The organism is Halohasta sp. A2 (assembly GCF_056175805.1).
The window spans coordinates 58966-77141 of the sequence record NZ_JAQFWV010000008.1 but is presented as its reverse complement, the minus strand read 5'-3'; the positions used below and the strand labels follow the sequence as shown (position 1 = coordinate 77141).

At 61.7% G+C, this 18176-nt stretch carries 20 protein-coding genes; 10 read left to right on the top strand and 10 right to left on the bottom strand.

The annotated features are described in order from the left end of the window. Nucleotides 1–228: 228 nt before the first annotated feature. The gene (locus O2S87_RS04370; protein WP_475407581.1) at nucleotides 229–1260 is read right to left on the bottom strand and encodes a DUF4382 domain-containing protein; all 1032 of its coding nucleotides are present in this window, start codon (nucleotides 1258–1260) and stop codon (nucleotides 229–231) included. 92 nt (nucleotides 1261–1352) lie between these two features. Then, a complete protein-coding gene (locus O2S87_RS04365; RefSeq protein ID WP_475407580.1) occupies nucleotides 1353–1931 on the bottom strand; it encodes a DUF7978 family protein in 579 nt (192 codons plus the stop codon). A gap of 175 nt (nucleotides 1932–2106) precedes the next feature. Between O2S87_RS04365 and O2S87_RS04360 the strand changes: the two genes are divergently transcribed. Beyond that, complete coding sequence (locus tag O2S87_RS04360; RefSeq protein ID WP_475407579.1) at nucleotides 2107–3078, top strand: phosphoadenosine phosphosulfate reductase family protein; 972 nt, start codon at nucleotides 2107–2109, stop codon at nucleotides 3076–3078. Nucleotides 3079–3182: 104 nt separating this feature from the next. On the opposite strand, the gene O2S87_RS04355 is transcribed toward O2S87_RS04360, so the two are convergent. Next, on the bottom strand, nucleotides 3183–3443 hold the full coding sequence (locus O2S87_RS04355; protein WP_475407578.1) for a hypothetical protein: 261 nt from the start codon (nucleotides 3441–3443) through the stop codon (nucleotides 3183–3185). A 57-nt stretch (nucleotides 3444–3500) separates the two neighbouring features. Here O2S87_RS04355 and O2S87_RS04350 point away from each other — a divergent pair, with 57 nt between their 5' ends. The 3 genes from O2S87_RS04350 to O2S87_RS04340 all read left to right on the top strand — a co-directional run bounded on the left by O2S87_RS04350 (nucleotide 3501) and on the right by O2S87_RS04340 (nucleotide 4837). Then, nucleotides 3501–4217 carry a diphthine--ammonia ligase gene (locus tag O2S87_RS04350; RefSeq protein ID WP_475407577.1) on the top strand — a complete coding sequence of 239 codons (717 nt, stop codon included), beginning with the start codon at nucleotides 3501–3503 and terminating at the stop codon, nucleotides 4215–4217. A 52-nt stretch (nucleotides 4218–4269) separates the two neighbouring features. Beyond that, nucleotides 4270–4455 carry a hypothetical protein gene (locus O2S87_RS04345; RefSeq protein WP_475407576.1) on the top strand — a complete coding sequence of 62 codons (186 nt, stop codon included), beginning with the start codon at nucleotides 4270–4272 and terminating at the stop codon, nucleotides 4453–4455. A 94-nt stretch (nucleotides 4456–4549) separates the two neighbouring features. After that, nucleotides 4550–4837: a transcriptional regulator gene (locus O2S87_RS04340; protein ID WP_475407575.1), complete on the top strand. Its 288-nt coding sequence runs from the start codon at nucleotides 4550–4552 to the stop codon at nucleotides 4835–4837. 15 nt (nucleotides 4838–4852) lie between these two features. Here O2S87_RS04340 and O2S87_RS04335 read toward each other — a convergent pair whose 3' ends face one another. The 5 genes from O2S87_RS04335 to O2S87_RS04315 form a co-directional block, all read right to left on the bottom strand. Beyond that, entirely contained in the window at nucleotides 4853–5542 is a 690-nt protein-coding gene (locus O2S87_RS04335; protein ID WP_475407574.1) for a YqjF family protein, read from the bottom strand. A gap of 111 nt (nucleotides 5543–5653) precedes the next feature. Beyond that, nucleotides 5654–6346, bottom strand: coding sequence for a type 1 glutamine amidotransferase domain-containing protein (locus O2S87_RS04330; protein ID WP_475407573.1), 693 nt, complete (start codon nucleotides 6344–6346; stop codon nucleotides 5654–5656). Between the two features lie 105 nt (nucleotides 6347–6451). Further along, nucleotides 6452–7717 carry a HEAT repeat domain-containing protein gene (locus O2S87_RS04325; protein ID WP_475407572.1) on the bottom strand — a complete coding sequence of 422 codons (1266 nt, stop codon included), beginning with the start codon at nucleotides 7715–7717 and terminating at the stop codon, nucleotides 6452–6454. Between the two features lie 58 nt (nucleotides 7718–7775). After that, nucleotides 7776–8132 (bottom strand): DUF8060 family membrane protein, encoded by a 357-nt coding sequence (locus O2S87_RS04320; protein ID WP_475407571.1) that lies wholly within the window; start codon nucleotides 8130–8132, stop codon nucleotides 7776–7778. Beyond that, nucleotides 8129–9151: a DUF7490 domain-containing protein gene (locus O2S87_RS04315; RefSeq protein ID WP_475407570.1), complete on the bottom strand. Its 1023-nt coding sequence runs from the start codon at nucleotides 9149–9151 to the stop codon at nucleotides 8129–8131. Before O2S87_RS04315 ends, O2S87_RS04320 begins: the two co-directional genes overlap by 4 nt. Nucleotides 9152–9373: 222 nt before the next feature. Here O2S87_RS04315 and O2S87_RS04310 point away from each other — a divergent pair, with 222 nt between their 5' ends. From O2S87_RS04310 to O2S87_RS04300, 3 genes are all read left to right on the top strand, one after another. Beyond that, nucleotides 9374–9877, top strand: a complete 504-nt coding sequence (locus O2S87_RS04310) for a hypothetical protein (RefSeq protein WP_475407569.1) — start codon at nucleotides 9374–9376, stop codon at nucleotides 9875–9877. A gap of 83 nt (nucleotides 9878–9960) precedes the next feature. After that, on the top strand, nucleotides 9961–12069 hold the full coding sequence (locus O2S87_RS04305; protein ID WP_475407568.1) for a thioredoxin domain-containing protein: 2109 nt from the start codon (nucleotides 9961–9963) through the stop codon (nucleotides 12067–12069). A 146-nt stretch (nucleotides 12070–12215) separates the two neighbouring features. Then, the gene (locus O2S87_RS04300; RefSeq protein ID WP_475407567.1) at nucleotides 12216–13469 is read left to right on the top strand and encodes a Glu/Leu/Phe/Val family dehydrogenase; all 1254 of its coding nucleotides are present in this window, start codon (nucleotides 12216–12218) and stop codon (nucleotides 13467–13469) included. 562 nt (nucleotides 13470–14031) lie between these two features. Here the strand turns inward: O2S87_RS04300 and O2S87_RS04295 are convergent. Next, nucleotides 14032–14412, bottom strand: a complete 381-nt coding sequence (locus tag O2S87_RS04295; protein WP_475407566.1) for a thioredoxin family protein — start codon at nucleotides 14410–14412, stop codon at nucleotides 14032–14034. Nucleotides 14413–14537: 125 nt separating this feature from the next. On the opposite strand from O2S87_RS04295, the gene O2S87_RS04290 reads away from it, so the two are divergent. Both O2S87_RS04290 and O2S87_RS04285 read left to right on the top strand, forming a co-directional pair. Then, the gene (locus O2S87_RS04290; protein ID WP_475407565.1) at nucleotides 14538–15449 is read left to right on the top strand and encodes a PLP-dependent cysteine synthase family protein; all 912 of its coding nucleotides are present in this window, start codon (nucleotides 14538–14540) and stop codon (nucleotides 15447–15449) included. Nucleotides 15450–15550: 101 nt separating this feature from the next. After that, a complete protein-coding gene (locus O2S87_RS04285) occupies nucleotides 15551–16474 on the top strand; it encodes a PhzF family phenazine biosynthesis protein (RefSeq protein ID WP_475407564.1) in 924 nt (307 codons plus the stop codon). A gap of 14 nt (nucleotides 16475–16488) precedes the next feature. Here the strand turns inward: O2S87_RS04285 and htpX are convergent, their stop codons facing one another. Further along, complete coding sequence (htpX, locus tag O2S87_RS04280; RefSeq protein ID WP_475407563.1) at nucleotides 16489–17358, bottom strand: zinc metalloprotease HtpX; 870 nt, start codon at nucleotides 17356–17358, stop codon at nucleotides 16489–16491. A 124-nt stretch (nucleotides 17359–17482) separates the two neighbouring features. Here htpX and O2S87_RS04275 point away from each other — a divergent pair, with 124 nt between their 5' ends. Beyond that, a complete protein-coding gene (locus tag O2S87_RS04275) occupies nucleotides 17483–18118 on the top strand; it encodes a phosphoribosyltransferase (RefSeq protein ID WP_475407562.1) in 636 nt (211 codons plus the stop codon). The last annotated feature ends 58 nt before the right edge of the window (nucleotides 18119–18176 follow it).

The window sequence follows — 18176 nt, the reverse complement described above, 5'->3', positions numbered from 1 at the left end:
CTGGTGATATGACAGCGAGTCGAAGTCGTCCAGCGGATCAGTACACGATAGGAAGTCCGTGATCGGCAGCATTTGCTGTCAATACGGTGTATAGTTGGGGCCTACTTAAACGTGCAGAGCCGAGTAAAGAACTAGAAGACGACTCGTCCATTACCATTTATACCAAATCTGGCTACATAACAGTGCTGACGAATACCAGTTACAACGCCGCAACTGGGTTGTGTCCGACTACTGTTCGTCGGTCGACTCGTTTTCGGTCGACTCGTTTTCGGCCGACCCGTTTTCGGTTTCGGAGTCGTTTTCGGTTTCGGAGTCGTTTTCAGTCGACTCGTCCCCGGTTTCGCTGTCGTTGTCTTCTTCGTTTTCGTCGTCTCCGTCCGCTTCGTCATCTCCATCCTCCTCGCCGTCGATCTCCTCGTAGCTCACGCTGAGGTTGGTGGCGACCGGCTGGAGCAGGTAGCGGTCGGTTCGTCCGCGTTTGACGGGGGTGAAATCGCCGGTGAAGATCGTTCGTTCGCCCTCGCGGATCTCGAAGGCGAGTTTGAACTGCAGCGGGGCGTTACCCGGCGTTTCGACGGTCGCCTCCTCGTCGCTGTCTGCGAGAATCCCCTCGACATCCGAGACGTCCAACTGGAGGAACTCGTACTCGCCAACCGGGAGTTTGCGGTCCTCGTCGACCAGCTGCGTTTCGCCGTTCTGGAGGTTGACGAGGTCGGCCTCCTGTGGCTCGTCGAACTCGTAGTACTCGCGCCCCTCGCCCTCGTCGACGTCCTCCTCATTTTGTTCTTGAACGCCTTCGTCCTCATCGCCTTCATCGCCCTCGTCCTCGTCGCCATCCTCGCCCTCCTGGTCGTCTGCTTCGTCGTCGGAAACGCTGTCGGTCGACTCGTCGTCGTCCGTTTCGGTTTCGTTGGTTTCGGTCTCGTTCGTCTCGCTGTCGTTTTCTTCCTCGTCTCCCTCGTCTTCGTCATCGCTCTCGCTTTCGGCGGGTTTGACCCAGATCCCGTCGATGGTGACGACACAGGACTCGAAATCGGCAATATCGCCCGGTTGATCGGTGACCGCCGTCGACAGCAGGCCGGTGGCGTCCCCATCACCGTCGCCGTCATCGTCACTGCTTCCCGTGCCGCCATCACCTGTACAGCCAGCCAGCCCGGCGGTACCGAGCGTCGCAACCCCACCGACCGCCTGGAGATACGTGCGCCGCTTTGTCGACTGTGTCTCGTGATTCGCAGACCGCGTCTCGTTGGTATCGCTCATACACTGATACCCAGGAGAGCGAGACATATAACGAACCGAGACGGTTGTTTGCCAGTTTCGCCGAATTGAGCGGAGTTACGCCGGGGTGGCCGCTACGGTTTTCGACTCCGTTGGTCGAGCACGCCACCGATCGCCCCGCCACCGCCAGCACACACCAGCGGGTAGATGATCCCTGCGAGGACGACTGCTGGGAGGAGATCGGGACCGCCGGTAGCACCGCCGGCTGTCACCTCAAACAGAAAGATGCTACTGACCGCTGCAAGCAGATACCCCGGCACGACCATGCTGCCGATGAGTGCGCCTGCAGAAGGCGTGTCGACAGCGCGATACCGTGCGAGTGCGAGTCCGGTGGCGAACAGGAGTGCAACCGGGAGAACAAACAGGAGGGTCGTGAATCCGTCGTCGCCCCCGATGTAACTCGTGGTCCGCGAGCCGAGCAGCGGGATGTCCTCAATTACGATGTCGACCAGATGCGTATTATAAAACACCCAGCCGACCAGCTCGTAGGTCGCGGCCTCGCCGTCCAATCCCTCGATAATCCGGTTGAGCGACGACTCTCGGATGTTCGGGGCGACGAACAAATAGGTCGCCACGTAGCCAGCGATCCATGCACCGATTCCAGCGACCGTCCCCGAAAGGAGGTCACTGCCGGAGGGCTGTGTGTCTGTCATCGGCTCATGATTCGGAGCGAGCCGGAAAACCGTACCGACATTTGATATAATCGACAACTCGTTGTCCTATGTGCGGCGCTCGCGAGTCGTCAGTATTTGCTGGTTTCTGGAACCCTCGACAGTCGATTGCAAAGCCAAAAACGATTTATTGCATCTAATTAGATGTAATTACACGATGTCAGCAGACTTTCCCGACTATCTCGACGTCGACTACACCGACGGCGAAGGCGAAGAGCCGACGGACTATCCACGGATTACGGACAAGATCGAGAAAGCCATCGAGGTCACCAAAGCCGGCCTCGAACAGTACGAGAACCCGGCGGTCATGTGGACTGGCGGCAAGGACTCGACGCTGACGCTCTACTTCATCAATCAGGTGGCCGAGAAGTTCGGCTACGACAAACCCACCGCGGTGTTCATCGACCACTACCAGCACTTCGACGAGATCACCGACTTCATCGAGCACTGGGCCGACGAGTGGGACATCGAACTCGTCATCGCCCGCAACAACGACATCGGCGCGTACGTCGACGAACATGGCCTCGAACCCGGCGACGATATCGAAATCTCGGAACTCTCCGAGCACAACCAACACCACGTCCGCGAAATCCTCGAATACGACGAGGACACCTTCCCGTTCCTCTTGGACACGTACGTCGGCAACCACCTGCTCAAAACGGTCGCGCTCAACGACGCACTCGAAAAATACGAGATCGACGGCGTCATCTCGGGTGTGCGCTGGGACGAACAGGAGGCCCGCGCCGACGAGACTTTCTTCAGTCCGCGCCACGATCCCGACATCTACCCGCCGCACGACCGCGTCCAGCCCATTCTCCAGTTCGACGAGGCGGACGTCTGGGATGTCTTTTGGAACTTCGTGGTTCCGGACACCGTCGACGCGTTCCCCGACGACGGCTACGTCCCTGAGTCGGCAGAGGACCTGCCCGAAGGCGTCGAGCAGTCCGACGTGCCGATTTCGCCCAAATACTTCGCCGGCTTCCGCTCGCTTGGCAGTGAAGTGAGTACGGAGAAAACGACCGACGAGCCAGCGTGGTTGCAGGATCTCGATAACACGACCGAGCGCGCGGGCCGCGCCCAAGACAAGGAGGACCTGATGGAGCGCCTGCGCGATCTCGGCTATATGTAGAACCCGGTCGACAGCGCCTAGTACTCGGCCGTTGTTCGACACTGAGTATCGGCTTGTTTTGACCGTGGACGATGGTAACCCGCGAACCGATCCGCGAGCAGTGTCTAGATGTCCGGTACTTCGTACGAAAGGACGGTCACCGAATTCTTCGGCAAGTCGACCGCAACCACTGTAATTGCGGATTCGCCCGTTGTCACCTCCGAACTGACATCGACAGCACGCTCGCTCGCCGAGCCTGACCAATCAAGCGTTGTACTGCTCCCTGCTGAAGCCGCCAACAGCGGATCTCCGTCTTCATCCGTGATTTCTTTACCATCGATGAAGATCAAGGCCTCTTCGGTCGGTAGACGGACTTCGAGCACCATCGACCGCTCTGCGGCCGGATCAAAGCCGGTATTAGCCCTGGCCGACTGAGGATCGGTATGACTGGTGAGTGGGTGAGCCTTTTTTCGGGCGGTAAGGATTCGTCGTGGGCACTGTATCGTGCGCTCGCCGAGGGACTGAACGTGACGCGACTGCTGACGGTCCATCCTTCGGCGGACTCGTACATGTATCACGTCCCCGAGACACAACTGGCCCGGCTGGCCGCTGAGGCCATTGGAATCGATCTCATCGAGGTAGAACCAGGTGATCTGGGGGCGACCGAGGCCGTCGACGCCAGCGCGCAGGGCGACGCCGAACTCGAACCATTGGAGGGCGCACTCGAAGCGCTCGCCGAGGCCGTCGACCTCGCGGGCGTCACCGCCGGTGCAATCGAAAGCGAGTTCCAGACGAATCGAATTCAGGGGATGTGCGACCGCCTCGGAATCGATCTCTTCGCGCCTCTGTGGCAGCGCGACCCCGAACAGCTGGCCGCCGAGATGTTGGCGGCGGGCTTCGAGATCACGATTTTGCAGGTGGCGGCCTACGGCCTCGACGAGTCGTGGCTCGGCCGGACGCTCGATGCCGAGGCGATCGACGAGCTTCGCGGGCTTCACGAGGAGTACGGCGTCCACCTCCTTGGCGAGGGCGGCGAGTTCGAGACGTTCGTCACCAACGGCCCCCACATGTCCCAGCGGATCGACCTCGAATACGACACCGAATGGAATGGCGACAGCGGCCGGATTCGGATTACTGCGGCCGAGTTGGTCGACGACTGAGAACACTGGTCGACGACTGAACTCTCGGGAGAGCTATACGACCGCGGACCCAATGGTCGGTATGGACGACGGTCTCTACTGTCGGGTCTGCGGCGAGACCCTGCTGCCGAGTATCGTCGCCAGCGAACAGCGGGCCTGCTGCCTCAATGCCACCCCAATTGCCGGGATCTGTCCAACCCACGGCCCGCTTGGGCCCCACCACGTCGTCGACTCGGCCGCTGACACCGACGCCGACTAGCAGCCGTCTGTCTCCCCGTTCGTCGACGGCTTCGTCTGCCACCACCACCTCGACGACGGGATGTGCTTTTGGTGCCGTAGCGCTGAGAGAGGGTATGACCGATTCGACACGGCGAGAACAGCTTGCCGAAACGCTCGGGGCCGAGCCTGCGACCGCCAGCGAACTCGCCGCCGAACTCGACACACCGGTGTCGACGATCTACCAGGATCTCAAACACGTCGCCCGGTCGATCCGGTACAAAGACGACACTGAGTTTCTGGTCGCCCCTCCCGAATGTGCTCACTGCGGCTTCAGCAACTACGACGATCCCGTCAATTACCCCTCGCGCTGCCCGGAGTGCCACAGCGAGTCGATCGAGGAAGCCGTCTTCAAAATCGAGTAGCGCGACGGATTTTTGTTATAAGCGATGGCTCTGCGAGGCAGTCACGTCGAGTCCCGGACTGTAGTAGTACACCGGCTCGGCGTCTGGCTCTGCGAACCCATGCGCTTTGAGTAGCGTATTGGTCTCGACCTCGGCCGCGGCCGGATACAGCGTCCACGGCTCGTGGTCGACATCGGTGAAGCGAATCGAGCCGTCTTGGGCCTCCGTATAAAACCGATACCGCTCGACCAGAAACTCCCCGAAGGGGTCGTCGGGAGCCGAAAACGGCTCGCCGGTCGGTCCGTAGCTCGCCGTGTAGTGAACCGGGCGTGATCCTGGATGGAGCCGTCGACTGCGAAACTGCACGCATCCGTCGCACAGCTCCAGCGAGATTCGGGCATAAAAGTAGGGCAGGTGATGAAACACTCGTGCGCCGATCACACTCGTTATTCCCTGTGCATCGAGGCTGAAAAAGTAGACGCTGGGAACGCCGTCGCGGGTGACGTACGTCCGAAGGTTGAGTTCGGGGAGCCGAATTCCGAGTTGTTTCGGCAGGCCCTTCGGTCGGACGTTGACATTGGTAAACGGGACGACCGAGAGCCACGCCGAGCCGTCGAACGTGTCGGGTTCGAGCCCATCGGGCAGGTGAGCGTCCATCACCTCGGGGTCGACCGGCCAGTTTTCGAACAACAGCTGTCGCCACCCCATCGCCAACGGAAGAACCATACCGAAACTCGGTGATTCGTGTGAATATACCTTTGGCTCGCCAGTGTACAGTGGTTCTCACGAACGAGTGCTGTTATAAAAACGAGTCGAGCCTCTGGCGTCGACGAGGTGTTAGGCCGAGAGTTCGACGCCGAGCACGTCGAGCAGCGTGTCGGCCGCCGCGGCCGAGGATTCTGGCCCACGGGCGGTCACGAGATCGCCGTCGACGGTGACGCTCGTCTCGCTGTCGAGTTCGGCGTCCCAGTTGCCGCCAGCCTTGATGACCTCGTCTTCGACCAGATACGGGAGCTTGCGGCCGTCGCCCATCAGGTCGGTGTCGTCGATGATGTCGGCCTCCCACTCGTTGGGGAATCCGGTGACATCGCGGCCGTCGACCAGGTACTCGCCGCTCTCGTCGTGGGTAAAGCCAAGCAGACCCACCGCGTGACAGACGACCATCCCGACGCCCTCATCGCCGGCGACTGCCTCGGCCAGCAACTGGCGGGCGTGGCGGTCGATGTTGATGTCCCACATCGTCCCGTGGCCGCCGGGGAAGACCACCGCGTCGTAGTCGCTCGCCTCGACGGTCGCAATCGGTTCGGGGTTGGCGAGTCGTTCGTCATTGTTGTCGTACTCCAAGACCAACTCACAGATCTCCTCGCCGACAGTGTCGGGGTCGACCGACTGCTCGTCGACGACCGGTGGGTTGCCGGTCGGCGTCGCGACCGTGACGTCTACGCCCGCCTCGTCGAGGGTCGACAGCGGCTCGATGCATTCTTCGCCCCAATACCCCTCTTCGCTGACTACGAACAGTGCGGTTGTCATGTGAGTTGTATTGGGGCCGAACACTGAAAAATAGCCGTGTTACCCGCAGAGAGTGTTTAGCGAACGAGTTGCAGCGAGAAACTGGTTTGGGTGTCTCGCCGCCGACTAGGCGGTCGGTACGGCCGAATCGAGTGCGTTCCGTGCCTTGTCGATCTCGGTCTGGACGATGAACGTCTCGTCGGAGCCGTGGTCGACGACGGCCTCGAGCGCGCGCTTCGTACCGATCTGACGGAGGGCCCAGGCGGCCTGAGCGCGAACGTTCGAACTCTCGTCGGCTTTGAGGGCTTCAGAGAGCGGTTTGATCGCACGCGGGTCGCCGACCAGCCCGAGCGCACGGGCAGCCTGCGGGCGGACGTTGTCGTTGTCCATCAGGAGTTTGTTCGCCAGCGGCTGGACCGCCCCGTCGTCGCCGATCTCGCCGAGCGCGCGGAACGTGACTTTCTGGAGCACAGGATCTTTGTCGGCGTCGACGTACTCGACGAGGGTGTCGACCGCGTCGGTCGCACCCATCTTGCCGAGGATTTTGATCGCCTTTTTGTCGCGTTTGTTCGCCAACTGGAGCATCGTTTCGATGGCCTCGTCGGTGGCCGCAATCGGACCCATGCGAGCCAGCGCGTCCAGACAGTGCTCCTCCATGAAATCCGAATCGAGTTCATCGTAGGCCAACAGCACCATCTCGGTGTTGCCCTGTTTTTCGTGCTCCTTGAGTGCGGCCCACTCCGGCGGGTAGTCTTTGGTGTGGCCCAGCACGTCGTAGTAGCCCTCGGCCATCAGGGTCTCGCGGACGGTCAGATCCGACCACTCCTGGGCGCTTTCGAGGTCGGCTTCGAGCGTGTCGACGGCTTCGACCAACTCGCCCAGGGTTTCGGTGTCGGCGTCTGGATCGAGGTCGGCTTTCGTAACGACCGCGGCACAATCGCTGAGTACGTCGAGCGCGCTGTCGACACCGGTGATCTCCTCACCCACGGTTGCGTCGAGAATCCCGCTGACTGACTCGGCGAACGTTCTGACTGCCTCAACGACCTCGGTTCGGCCCTGGTCGGTCCACTCGCCGTCTTCGATGGTCGTTTTCGCCGATTCGATGCCGTCGGTGACTGTCTCGGGGTAGGGGCCGCGCTGGTCGTCGAGCCGTTCGCGGTAGTCGGCCACCTGCGATTCGAGGTCGTCGGCCGGGCTTTCGTCGTTTTCGTCTTCCTCGTCGTCGGCCACTGGAAGTTCCGACTCCGCGAGTTCGGTCTCGATCGTGTCGAGATCCGCTTCGATCGCGTCGAGGTCGGCCTCGGTTTCGGCGTCGTCGAGCGCGTTGCCGACCGCCTCTAGTCGTTCGAAAAGGCTGTCGACGGCTGTCTCGGTGTCCTCGCCGTTGCTCATATACTATCTCTGCGTGAGATGGTCAAAAGAGCGTTTCCATTCGCTACCCCGGGTTCGATCAGGTGAGTCGGTTGAGCTGCTTCGAGATGCCAGCGAGACACCCGAGCAAGACGGCGAGGTTGAACGCCGCCCGGAAGAAGACGCGGTACTCGGTCGCGATCAGCTGGTTGATGGCGCTGCCAACCGCGCTGTACAACTGTAGCGCCGTAATAAGCGCAAACAATACCAGCGCCCCCAGCGCGACGTAGTCGACGATGGTTCGAAGGTCACGTGAGCCGAGTATGGAGTCAGTGTTCTGTCCGCCGTCACTCTGCAGTCGGTGCGATTCGGCTCGTGTCGTCTGATGAGTATCGTCTGTCATTGGTGTCGTCTCCCCGCTGTCGTCAGTTACTGGTGTGGCTGAGCCGTCGTTCACTGTGATCGCCTCCGGGCAAGCAGTGTCGCCCCAAGCAGTGCGACGAGTCCAACCACAACCCCGAAGCCGGGTGTCTCTTCGCCCGATGCGTCGTCGCTCGATTCTTCGTCGCTTTCCGATAGTGCTTCGTCTTCCTCGCTTGCGTCCGACCCGCCGGAGAAGTCGGAGGCTTCGAACGCGACGTCCGATTCGGTCTCGTTGGGGCTGACCGATTCGGTCGGATCGAGGTTTGCGACGCCCTGTGCGGAGTCGATGTGGACATCGTCGCGCCAGACAACGGCGTCGACGTAGTAGTTGTACTCGTTGGGGACGGTCAGGTCGGCCTCGACGCTCGCAGTTCGACCGGTTCGAATCTCGTCGACGTCGACCGTCGTGCGGTCGGCAACCACGTTCGAGTCGGCCTGGCGGGCGGTGTAGGTTACTTCGAGGTCGTCGGTCGAGTCGTCGCCCTCGTTCGTCAACGAGCCCCTCAGATCGAGGTCGACCGCGTCGCCGTCAGTCGATCCCACGGCAACCGACACCGGTTGGATCGCCGACGTCTCGGCAAACTCGACATTCGACTCGGCGTACGCTGGCGTCAGCGCTTCGACACCGTCAACGCTGCGCTGGGCGCTGTCTACGCGCTCGCCATCACTGAACACGATGGTCTCGATCCGGTAGCCACCCTCGCGGTCGACTGTCAGGTTGGTCTCGACGGGCGTCTCACGGTCGCCGCGCAACTGGCCGACGTCGACGGTCCGTTCGGTCTCGACGAGGTTCGAGTCGCTATCGGTCGCCCGGAACAGGACGGTCACGTTCTCGGTCGGGTTTCCGTAGTGGCCGAGCCTCGGTTCGATCGACAGCGTGGCTGTGTCACCGGTCGTTTCACCGGGCGTGATCGGTACCTCTTCGACGGAGACCGAACCGGGCCGAACGTCGTTGGTCGGATCGGCCAGCACATCAGGAACCGTCACCGCGGCGACAACCGACACCACGACCACCGCAATAGCCACGGCGACGACTGTCTTTTCGAGTTTCATATCACGACGCTCACGTGTCGACGGTATATGTTTTGTGAAGGATAGATCAGCCCGAGCAACTAACGCGCCTATACAACCGTACGAAGTCGATACACGACTAATGATGTCTTCTTTGGGCTGAGTTGTGATCTCGGCGGTCGTTGCGAGATGGTCGACGCCCTCTCTAGTCCACGAGTATCAATTGGTTTATCTGTGTCCGTTTGGAAATCCCGCGATAGCACCATGACAGACGACTTCACAGTCAATCGGCGGCGTGTTCTCGAACTGACCGGCATCGGCACCGGTGTTGCGGCGGCTGGTTGTATGGGCCAATCCAGTAGCGGCGGCGACGGTAGCCGAGAGGTGGCTATTTCGATTCAGGTCGATCAAGAGGAAGCACAAGAGCGACAGCAGCAACTTCAACAGGACGCCCAAGAGGGCAACACCTCAGAAGAAGAACTTCAAGAAGAACAAGAAGCAATTCAGGAACTCCAACAAGAAGCGGTCGAAGAAGCGATCGCGAACGCCGAAGAGGAGTTCGAATCGGGCGAAATCGAGATCGAAGATCAGATCGACAGTCAAGGTCTATTGTTGATCTCGGGCCCGGACGGTGCGATTCTCGACACACTTGATGCTGATGTCGTCGAAGTGATTGCACCGGCCAATGCCTTCGACCAGGCCAAAGAAGCCCAAGAAGAGCAACAAGAACAGGAATCGGCCCAGTCGACCGAGAACACTTCCGAGTAGTCGACCAACGAACCCGAAATCAATCTCGAAACCGGGGCGTCGACACGGATCTTTTTTGCGTCTCGCAGGCCCATGTTCTACGTATGAGCGACCCTCTCGACCGTAACCGACTGGACGGCGAAGCCAGTCCGTATCTCCGCCAGCACGACGGCAACCCAGTCAACTGGCAACCGTGGGACGAGACCGCCCTCGAAGCCGCCCGCGAGCAGAACAAACCGATCTTCCTGTCGATCGGCTACTCGGCGTGCCACTGGTGTCACGTGATGGAAGAAGAGAGCTTCGAAGACGAGGAGATCGCCGAGCGGCTCAACGAGAACTTCGTCCCGATCAAGGTCGACCGCGAGGAACGACCCGACCTCGACAGTATTTATATGACCGTCTGCCAGCTCGTCACTGGTCAGGGCGGCTGGCCGCTGTCGGCGTGGCTGACTCCCGACGGGAAACCGTTCTACATCGGTACCTACTTTCCGCCCGAGTCGCGGGGCCAGATGCCTGGGTTCGCCGACCTGCTCGACAGGATCGCCGACTCGTGGGCCGACCCCGACCAGCGTGCCGAGATGAAACAGCGCGCCAAGCAGTGGACCGACGGCGCACGCGACCAACTGGAGTCGACACCCGATGAGCCGGGCGAGACGCCCGGCAGCGACGAACTCGACGACGCCGTGCGGGCGGCCCTTCGGTCGGCCGACCGCGAGTACGGCGGTTTCGGCTCCGACGGCCCGAAGTTCCCCCAGCCCGGTCGGATCGACCTCCTGTTGCGGGCCTACGCTCGCAGCGGCACCACCGACGCGCTGGACGTCGCCACCACCACGCTCGACGCGATGGCGACCGGTGGCATCTACGACCAGCTCGGCGGCGGATTCCACCGGTATGCGGTCGACCGCCAGTGGACCGTCCCCCACTTCGAGAAGATGTTGTACGACAACGCCGCGCTCCCGCCGCTGTATTTGGCGGCCCACCAGCTCACCGGCCACGATCACTACGCAGACGTGGTTAGCGAGACCCTAACGTTCGTCGACCGCGAGCTCACCCACCCTGAGGGTGGCTTTTTCAGCACGCTCGACGCCCGAAGCGGCGACGAGGAGGGGACGTTCTACGTCTGGACTCCCTCGCAGGTTCACGACCTGCTTGACGACAAAAACGCCGAACTGTTCTGCGACCGATACGGCGTCACCCAGTCGAGCAACTTCGAACACGGAACGACAGTCCTCAACATCTCCGAGCCCGTCGAGACGCTCGCCGACGAGCACGGAATCTCGGTCGACGATGTCGAACGCCGACTCGCCGAGGCCGAACGAACGCTGGCCGACGCCCGCGAGAACCGAACCCGACCACCGCGCGACGAGAAGATCCTCGCTGGCTGGAACGGCATGATGGTCTCCGCGTACGCGCGGGCCGCCCGGGTACTCGATTCCGATTATGTCGAAGGGGCGACGGCGGCGCTCTCGTTCGTTGCCGATCAGTTGTGGGACGCGGAGAGCGGCCGACTCACCCGCCGGTATATCGATGGTGACGCCAAAGGCGATGGCTATCTGGAGGATTACGCTTTCCTCGCACGCGGCGCTTTCGACACCTACCAGGTCACAGGCGACGTCGACCACCTCCAGTTCGCACTCTCGCTGGCCGAAACCATCGTCGACGAGTTCTGGGACGCCGACGAGGGGACGATCTACTTCACGCCCCAGCACGGCGAGCAGTTAGTGGCCCGGCCACAGGAGCTGGACGACCGGTCGACGCCCTCTAGTCTCGGCGTGGCGACCGATCTGTTGGTCGTTCTCGATGGGTTCGTCCCCGACGTCGATTACACCGAGATCGCCCGAGCGGTCCTCGAAACTCACGGCAACCGGATTCGCGGAAATCCGCTCCAGCACGTGTCGTTGACGCTCGCTGCTGACCGCTACGCCAACGGTGGCGTAGAGCTCACGATCGCAGCCGACGAGCTTCCAGCCGACTGGCGCGAGACGCTGGCCGACCGGTTCCTCTCCGGTGTCGTGGTTGCCCAGCGCCCGCCGACCGAGGAAGGCCTTGACGCGTGGCTCGACCAGCTCGGTTTCGACGAGGCTCCGCCGGTGTGGGCTGGCCGCGAGGCGGTCGACGGCGAGCCGACAGTCTATGCGTGCGAGTCGTTCAGCTGCTCGCCGCCGCAAACCGAGCTCGAACCCGCGCTCGAGTGGCTCACGACCAACCGCTGACCACACCCCTTGGCTCGAACGCTCTCGATGAGTCCGGCAGTAGCCTCTGTCTACACCGGTCGACCGGGGCGGTAGCGATCGACTAATTCTCATCTAACATAAATGGTGCAGTAGGGTTAACACGCCCACGGCCTGAGACGTTAGGTATGGCTGACCACGCCAACCCGTTCGAAAGCCTTCAGCAACAACTCGACGCCGCCAGCGAGTACGTTGACGTCCGCCTTGACGTGCTCGAACGGCTGAAACACCCCGAACGCGTGCTCGAAACCACGCTGTCGGTCGAACTCGACGACGGTTCGATCGAACTGTTTCGGGCCTTCCGCTCGCAGTTCAACGGCGACCGCGGGCCGTACAAGGGCGGGATTCGCTACCATCCCAGCGTCAGTCGCGACGAAGTAATGGCGCTGTCGGGCTGGATGGTTTATAAATGCGCCGTGGTCGACATCCCCTACGGCGGGGCCAAAGGGGGGATCAACGTCGACCCCAAGCAGTATAGTGAAGCCGAACTCGAACGGCTGACACGGGCGTTTGCGGTCGAACTCCGGCCGTTGATCGGCGAGGATCGCGACATTCCCGCTCCGGACGTCAACACCGGCCAGCGCGAGATGAACTGGATCAAAGACACCTACGAGACCCTCGAACGGACGACCGCTCCGGGTGTCATCACCGGCAAAGCGATGTCGTCGGGTGGGTCGGCGGGCCGCGTCGAGGCCACCGGTCGGTCGGTGATGCTTGCCTCCCGAGAGGTGTTCGCGTGGCTCGACAGTGAACTCGCGGATGCGACCGTCGCCGTCCAAGGCTACGGTAACGCCGGCTCGGTCGCCGCTCGGCTTATCGGCGATGCGGGAGCCACCGTGGTTGCGGTGTCGGACTCGGGCGGTGGGATTTACGATCCGGAGGGTCTCGACACCGATGCGGTCGCTCGGACGAAACGCGAAACCGGTTCGGTCACCGACCACGAGGCGGCCGAGTATATAAGTACTGAGGAGCTACTGACGCTGGATGTCGACCTGTTAATTCCGGCGGCGCTCGAAAACGCGGTCGACGAATCGCTCGCCGACGAGGTACAGGCGGACGTCATCGTCGAGGCTGCAAACGGGCCGATTACGCCGAAGGCTGGTCAGGTTCTCACTGAGAAGGGCGTCCACGTCGTCCCGGATATACTGGCCAACGCCGGCGGGGTGACGGTCTCGTACTTCGAGTGGGTCCAGAACCGCCAGCGCTTTTCGTGGATCGAATCCCGGGTCAACGACGAACTCGAACGGGTGATCACCGAAGCGTTCGACGGGCTCGTCGACTGTTACGAGTCGACCGATGCACCCTCGTTGCGAACGGCGGCGTACGTCGTCGCCATCCAGCGCGTGGTCGACGCCTACACGCAGGGCGGCAACTGGCCGTGAAATCCCCGCACGGTAGCGTGTAACTGCTCGCTGACACAGTACGTCGGCCGAACGTTTTGTCTCCCGAACCCTCACAGCGGTTGTCGGGGATGTAATCAACGAGTCCTATATGATATATGCGATCGTCATGTACGCCCGAGCACCGGCGACTGCGAGGTTGACTTTGTATGTAAATTCCGTATCAGTTACACTGGTGAGTCTTCCACCCGTTAAATCGGGCCAGCTGTCCGAGTCTGGAGTCACATCAAGCGTGCAGTCGACGAGTTACGAGATGCGATCAGCTGATTTGTATGTGACACATTCGGCTCAACACCGTTTCTGCCACATCATACTGTGACTGCATCTCAGTTTTCCATATGCGGTTCCATGTCGATTACTTGAATAGTGCCAGTTCTCGAAGCACTCCTCTCTGGACTGGAACATCCGTTCAAAACGAACACGGGGTACTGTTCTTTCCCGTGTATGCCAAGGCTATCGTTTGTCTGGAACGCTCTCGGACGGCTACCGCAGATCCACCGGATGACGAACCATCGCTTGACGAACCTCTGTTTTTCTCATGCTTTCAGTGTTCCTCGGGAGCCTGGAGTTCTTTGCCCAGATACGCTGCGATCGGGGGCGTTTCGGATTCGACGAAGCGGGCGACTTCCTCACCATCGTCTTCGACGACTACGGTCGGGATGTACTCGATTCCGTACTCGTCGACCTTGGGGCCCGATTTCGAGCCGTCCTCGTTTTTCTCGACCGGGTAGTGGTGAACGGTCGTGGGGTCGACGCCTGCCGATTTGAGCGCCGCACCGAAATCCGGCAGCTGTTCCTGACAGTCGATACACCAGTCGCCACCCCAGACGTGAAACGTGTAGTCGCCCCCACCGAGCGCCGCGATCGACTCCTCGTAGCCCGCTGGCTCCCACTCGGTGTTCGGCTGCATCGTCTGTAGTTCCATACCGTCGCTTCGCCAGCGATCACTAAAACCTCCCCGGCTCTCGCCCCCCTCTGTTCTCGCTCGTCGGTTCTCGCATCCTACGGGCTCCGTCAGTCGTTTAGGCCCTGGTCGCCAAACGACAGATAATGGACCGAAGCATTCTCGATACGATCGGCTCGCCGCTGGTCGAAGTCGACGCGCCCGAAGGGTCGACGATCGCGGCCAAACTCGAATCCCGCAATCCGGGTGGGTCGGCCAAGGATCGGCCCGCGCTCTGGATGATCGAAATCGCCGAAAACGAGGGGCTGTTGTCGCCCGGCGACACCATCGTCGAACCGACAAGCGGCAACACGGGAATCGGGATCGCCATGGTTGGGGCAGCAAAGGGCTACGATGTCCAGATCGTGATGCCAGCCTCGAAATCACCCGAGCGACGCGCGATCATGCGAGCCTACGGCGCGGAGCTCGAACTCGTCGACGGCGACATCTCGGCGGCCAAAGACCGAGCCGACGAACTCGAAGCCGAGGCGGGCTACGTCCAACTCCGCCAGTTCGAGAACACTGCCAACCCCACGGCACACTACGAGACGACCGGACCGGAGATTCTCGACCAGGTCGGCGACCGGACGGTCGACGCGGTCGTCGCGGGCGTCGGCACCGGCGGCACGATCACCGGCATCGGTCGACGACTCCGCGAGGCGTTCCCCGAAATGGAGATTGTTGCCGTCGAACCCGACGATTCAGCCGTTCTCTCGGGCAAAGAGCCGACCGGCGACAGTTTCCAGGGGATGGGTCCCGGCTTTATCAGTCCGAACCTCGACACCGACCTACTCGATTCGGTCGAGATCGTCTCGGCGCCCGAGGCCGAAGCCGAGTGTCGACGCCTCGCCCGCGAGGAGGGGATCTTCGTCGGCCAGTCCAGCGGCGCGTCGAATCTCGCGGCCAAACGCGTTGCCGAGCGCCTCGTCGCCGCGAAAGCCGACGACCCGCTCGTGATAACGGTCTTTTGGGACAGCGGCGAACGGTACGTGTCGACCGGGATGTTCGATCCGGAGTAGCTGGTGAATATCGTATCGTAGGTGGTAACTACTGATTCGTAGGCAGTGACTACCGTCCAGTGCACGGAATCCTTTTGATGCGACAGGTGTTCTGTCGGTGCATGTCAACGCGACCGATGGCGCTCGTCGACGCCTTTACGACCGAGCCGCTGACGGGCAACGCTGCGGGTGTGATTCCGGACGCTTCGGAGCTTTCGGACGCTCAACGACAGGCGATCGCCCGCGAACTCGCGGTGAGCGAGACCGCGTTCGTCTCGACATCCGAAACCGCCGACCGACAGCTTCGGTTTTTCACACCCACACAGGAGGTCCAACTGTGTGGTCATGCCACGATTGCTACTCACGCGTTGCTCTACGAGACGGGGGTCGTCGACGCCGGGAGTCACAGCCTCGAAACCGCTGTCGGCCTTCTCGAAATCGAGATCGAAGCCGACGGTACCGTCTGGATGACCCAGGAGTCGCCGACGGTCGACGAGTGCGAGCTGGGTTATAGCCGGTTGGCCGACGTCCTCGGTGCCGACGAGGCAACTCTGCAGGACGTGGGCGCTGAGTTACCGGTCGCGCGGGCTTCGGCCGGTTTGCCGGTGTTGATCGTTCCGATCAACTTCCTTGAGTCGCTCGGCGGACTCAACCCGGATTTGAGTGCGATTGAGCGGCTTTCCGAGGAGTTCGACGTGGCTGGCATCTACGTGTTTACGTTCGACACCCTGTCGGCCGATTCGACAGTCCACGGTCGGTTTTTCGCGCCATCGGTTGGTGTCGACGAGGACCCCGTCACGGGCACAGCGAGCGGGGCCTGTGCGGCGTATTTAAATACGGTCGGCAATGCGGCGTTCGACGAGCCCGTCGACGAGTTGCAGTTCGAACAAGGTCATTTTCTCGGCCGGCCGGGCGTGGTTCACGCGCGTGTCGACGTCGACAGTGTGGGTCGAACGCAGGTCCACGTCGGCGGCCGGGCGGTTACCACGGTCGACGGAACGATTGCGGTCCCTGAAGAATCCGACGACGAAATTCTCGAAGCCTGATTTCGGCTACCTGCTCAGGCCAGTTCTTGCTGCCGTTCGAGTTCGCGGAGTTTCTCGATTCGTTTCTCGGTCGGCGGGTGGGTGCTGGCGATTTTGCCGATGAATCCCGAGCGGATCGGGATAATGAAAAAGGCGTTCATCTCGGCTTGATCCCGGAGGTCCTCGTTGGGGACGCTGTCCATCCGCCCGCTGATCGACATCAGCGCCGAGGCGAGTGCAGCCGGGTTACCGGTGATCGACGCGGCCCCGCGGTCGGCGGAGTATTCGCGGTAGCGGCTGAGCGCCCGAATGAGGAAAAAGGAAATCACCCAGACGACCAGCGAGGCCAAAATCGCGACGTACACCGGCGCTTGGTTCCGGCCGTCGCCGCTGAACAGCCAGCCCCACCGAACGACGATGAACGCGAGCGTCGACAAAAACGAGGCGATCGTCATCACCATCACGTCGCGGTTTTTGATGTGGGCCAACTCGTGGGCGAGCACGCCCTCCAACTCCTCTTGGTTCAGCGTGCGCATCAGGCCGCTCGTCACGGCAACCGTCGCGTTCTTTTGGTTCCGGCCGGTCGCAAACGCGTTCGGCACGCGTGAATCCGAAATCGCGATTTGTGGTTTGGGCAGGTCAGCCTGCTGGCAGAGCCGCTCGACGGTACGGTGGAGCTCGGGGGCGTCGCTTTCGTCGACGACCCGCGCGCCCATGCTGTAGAGCGCCATTTTGTCGCTGAAAAAGTATTGGACGAACGAGAACGCTCCCATCATGACGACGACGCCAATCAGTCCAATGCCGTACTGGATGAGTATTCCCACGAACACGATGTAGAGCGCAAAAAGCAGGAACATCGTCAGTCCCATCCGACCACGCAGTCCCCAATCGGTCGACCAGTTCATACCAATACATAGCGGTTCAATCCGTTAAACCCTACCGACGTTGCCAAGTGGCGAGTGTTACCGATCGACTGTCCGGTCCTGAGCTATTTGCGTCTGCAGGTCGAACGTCGTGTGAGGAATTCCCATGGCATTTATCGACCGTACCCACGCCGGCCAGCGGCTCGCCAACCGTCTCGTTGAGCTGGGCATCGAGGCGGACCTTGTCTGTGCGATCCCTCGTGGCGGACTCCCGGTCGGCCGGGTGGTCGCCGACCGACTCGGCGCACCCCTCGATGTGGTCGTCGCCAGCAAACTCGGTGCGCCCTCAAACCCCGAGTTGGCGATCGGCGCAGTCGCCGCCGACGGCAGCTACTGGCTCAACGACGAACTGGCCGACCAGCTTCGGGTCGACGACGCGTACATACAACGCGAGCGCGAGCGCGAGGCCGCCGTCGCCCGCCAAAAGGTCGCCGACTACCGCGGTGGCGAGCCGCTGCCCGACGTCGCGGGCGAGCGCGTCGTGTTGGTCGACGACGGTATCGCGACCGGTGCGACCGCCCGTGCCTGTCTTCGTCAGTTGCAAGCCACCGACGCTGCGGAGGTGATTCTCGCCGTGCCGGTCGCACCCGCCTCGGCGCGCACTGAACTGGGCAACGAGGCCGACCAGGTGGTGATCGTCGACGAACCCCGGGTGTTCCAGGCCGTCGGCACGCACTACCGGTCGTTCGGTCAGGTGAGCGATGCCGAAGCGATCGCACTCCTCGACGATGGTGTCGACTGACCCTTCGCGACTCCTCGGTCTCGTGTCGCGGTATTTAAGCGGTCGACGGCCATACAGC

What these genes read in the sequence shown, in the direction of transcription:
- O2S87_RS04300 (WP_475407567.1), top strand. Translation starts at nt 12,216, where the DNA reads ATGGCTGACCACGCCAACCCGTTCGAAAGCCTTCAGCAACAACTCGAC.
- O2S87_RS04295 (WP_475407566.1), bottom strand. Translation starts at nt 14,412, where the DNA reads ATGGAACTACAGACGATGCAGCCGAACACCGAGTGGGAGCCAGCGGGC.
- O2S87_RS04360 (WP_475407579.1), top strand. Translation starts at nt 2,107, where the DNA reads ATGTCAGCAGACTTTCCCGACTATCTCGACGTCGACTACACCGACGGC.
- O2S87_RS04275 (WP_475407562.1), top strand. Translation starts at nt 17,483, where the DNA reads ATGGCATTTATCGACCGTACCCACGCCGGCCAGCGGCTCGCCAACCGT.
- O2S87_RS04345 (WP_475407576.1), top strand. Translation starts at nt 4,270, where the DNA reads ATGGTCGGTATGGACGACGGTCTCTACTGTCGGGTCTGCGGCGAGACC.
- O2S87_RS04315 (WP_475407570.1), bottom strand. Translation starts at nt 9,151, where the DNA reads ATGAAACTCGAAAAGACAGTCGTCGCCGTGGCTATTGCGGTGGTCGTG.
- O2S87_RS04330 (WP_475407573.1), bottom strand. Translation starts at nt 6,346, where the DNA reads ATGACAACCGCACTGTTCGTAGTCAGCGAAGAGGGGTATTGGGGCGAA.
- O2S87_RS04335 (WP_475407574.1), bottom strand. Translation starts at nt 5,542, where the DNA reads ATGGTTCTTCCGTTGGCGATGGGGTGGCGACAGCTGTTGTTCGAAAAC.
- O2S87_RS04325 (WP_475407572.1), bottom strand. Translation starts at nt 7,717, where the DNA reads ATGAGCAACGGCGAGGACACCGAGACAGCCGTCGACAGCCTTTTCGAA.
- htpX (WP_475407563.1), bottom strand. Translation starts at nt 17,358, where the DNA reads ATGAACTGGTCGACCGATTGGGGACTGCGTGGTCGGATGGGACTGACG.
- O2S87_RS04365 (WP_475407580.1), bottom strand. Translation starts at nt 1,931, where the DNA reads ATGACAGACACACAGCCCTCCGGCAGTGACCTCCTTTCGGGGACGGTC.
- O2S87_RS04285 (WP_475407564.1), top strand. Translation starts at nt 15,551, where the DNA reads ATGTCAACGCGACCGATGGCGCTCGTCGACGCCTTTACGACCGAGCCG.
- O2S87_RS04310 (WP_475407569.1), top strand. Translation starts at nt 9,374, where the DNA reads ATGACAGACGACTTCACAGTCAATCGGCGGCGTGTTCTCGAACTGACC.
- O2S87_RS04340 (WP_475407575.1), top strand. Translation starts at nt 4,550, where the DNA reads ATGACCGATTCGACACGGCGAGAACAGCTTGCCGAAACGCTCGGGGCC.
- O2S87_RS04370 (WP_475407581.1), bottom strand. Translation starts at nt 1,260, where the DNA reads ATGAGCGATACCAACGAGACGCGGTCTGCGAATCACGAGACACAGTCG.
- O2S87_RS04290 (WP_475407565.1), top strand. Translation starts at nt 14,538, where the DNA reads ATGGACCGAAGCATTCTCGATACGATCGGCTCGCCGCTGGTCGAAGTC.
- O2S87_RS04355 (WP_475407578.1), bottom strand. Translation starts at nt 3,443, where the DNA reads ATGGTGCTCGAAGTCCGTCTACCGACCGAAGAGGCCTTGATCTTCATC.
- O2S87_RS04350 (WP_475407577.1), top strand. Translation starts at nt 3,501, where the DNA reads ATGACTGGTGAGTGGGTGAGCCTTTTTTCGGGCGGTAAGGATTCGTCG.
- O2S87_RS04305 (WP_475407568.1), top strand. Translation starts at nt 9,961, where the DNA reads ATGAGCGACCCTCTCGACCGTAACCGACTGGACGGCGAAGCCAGTCCG.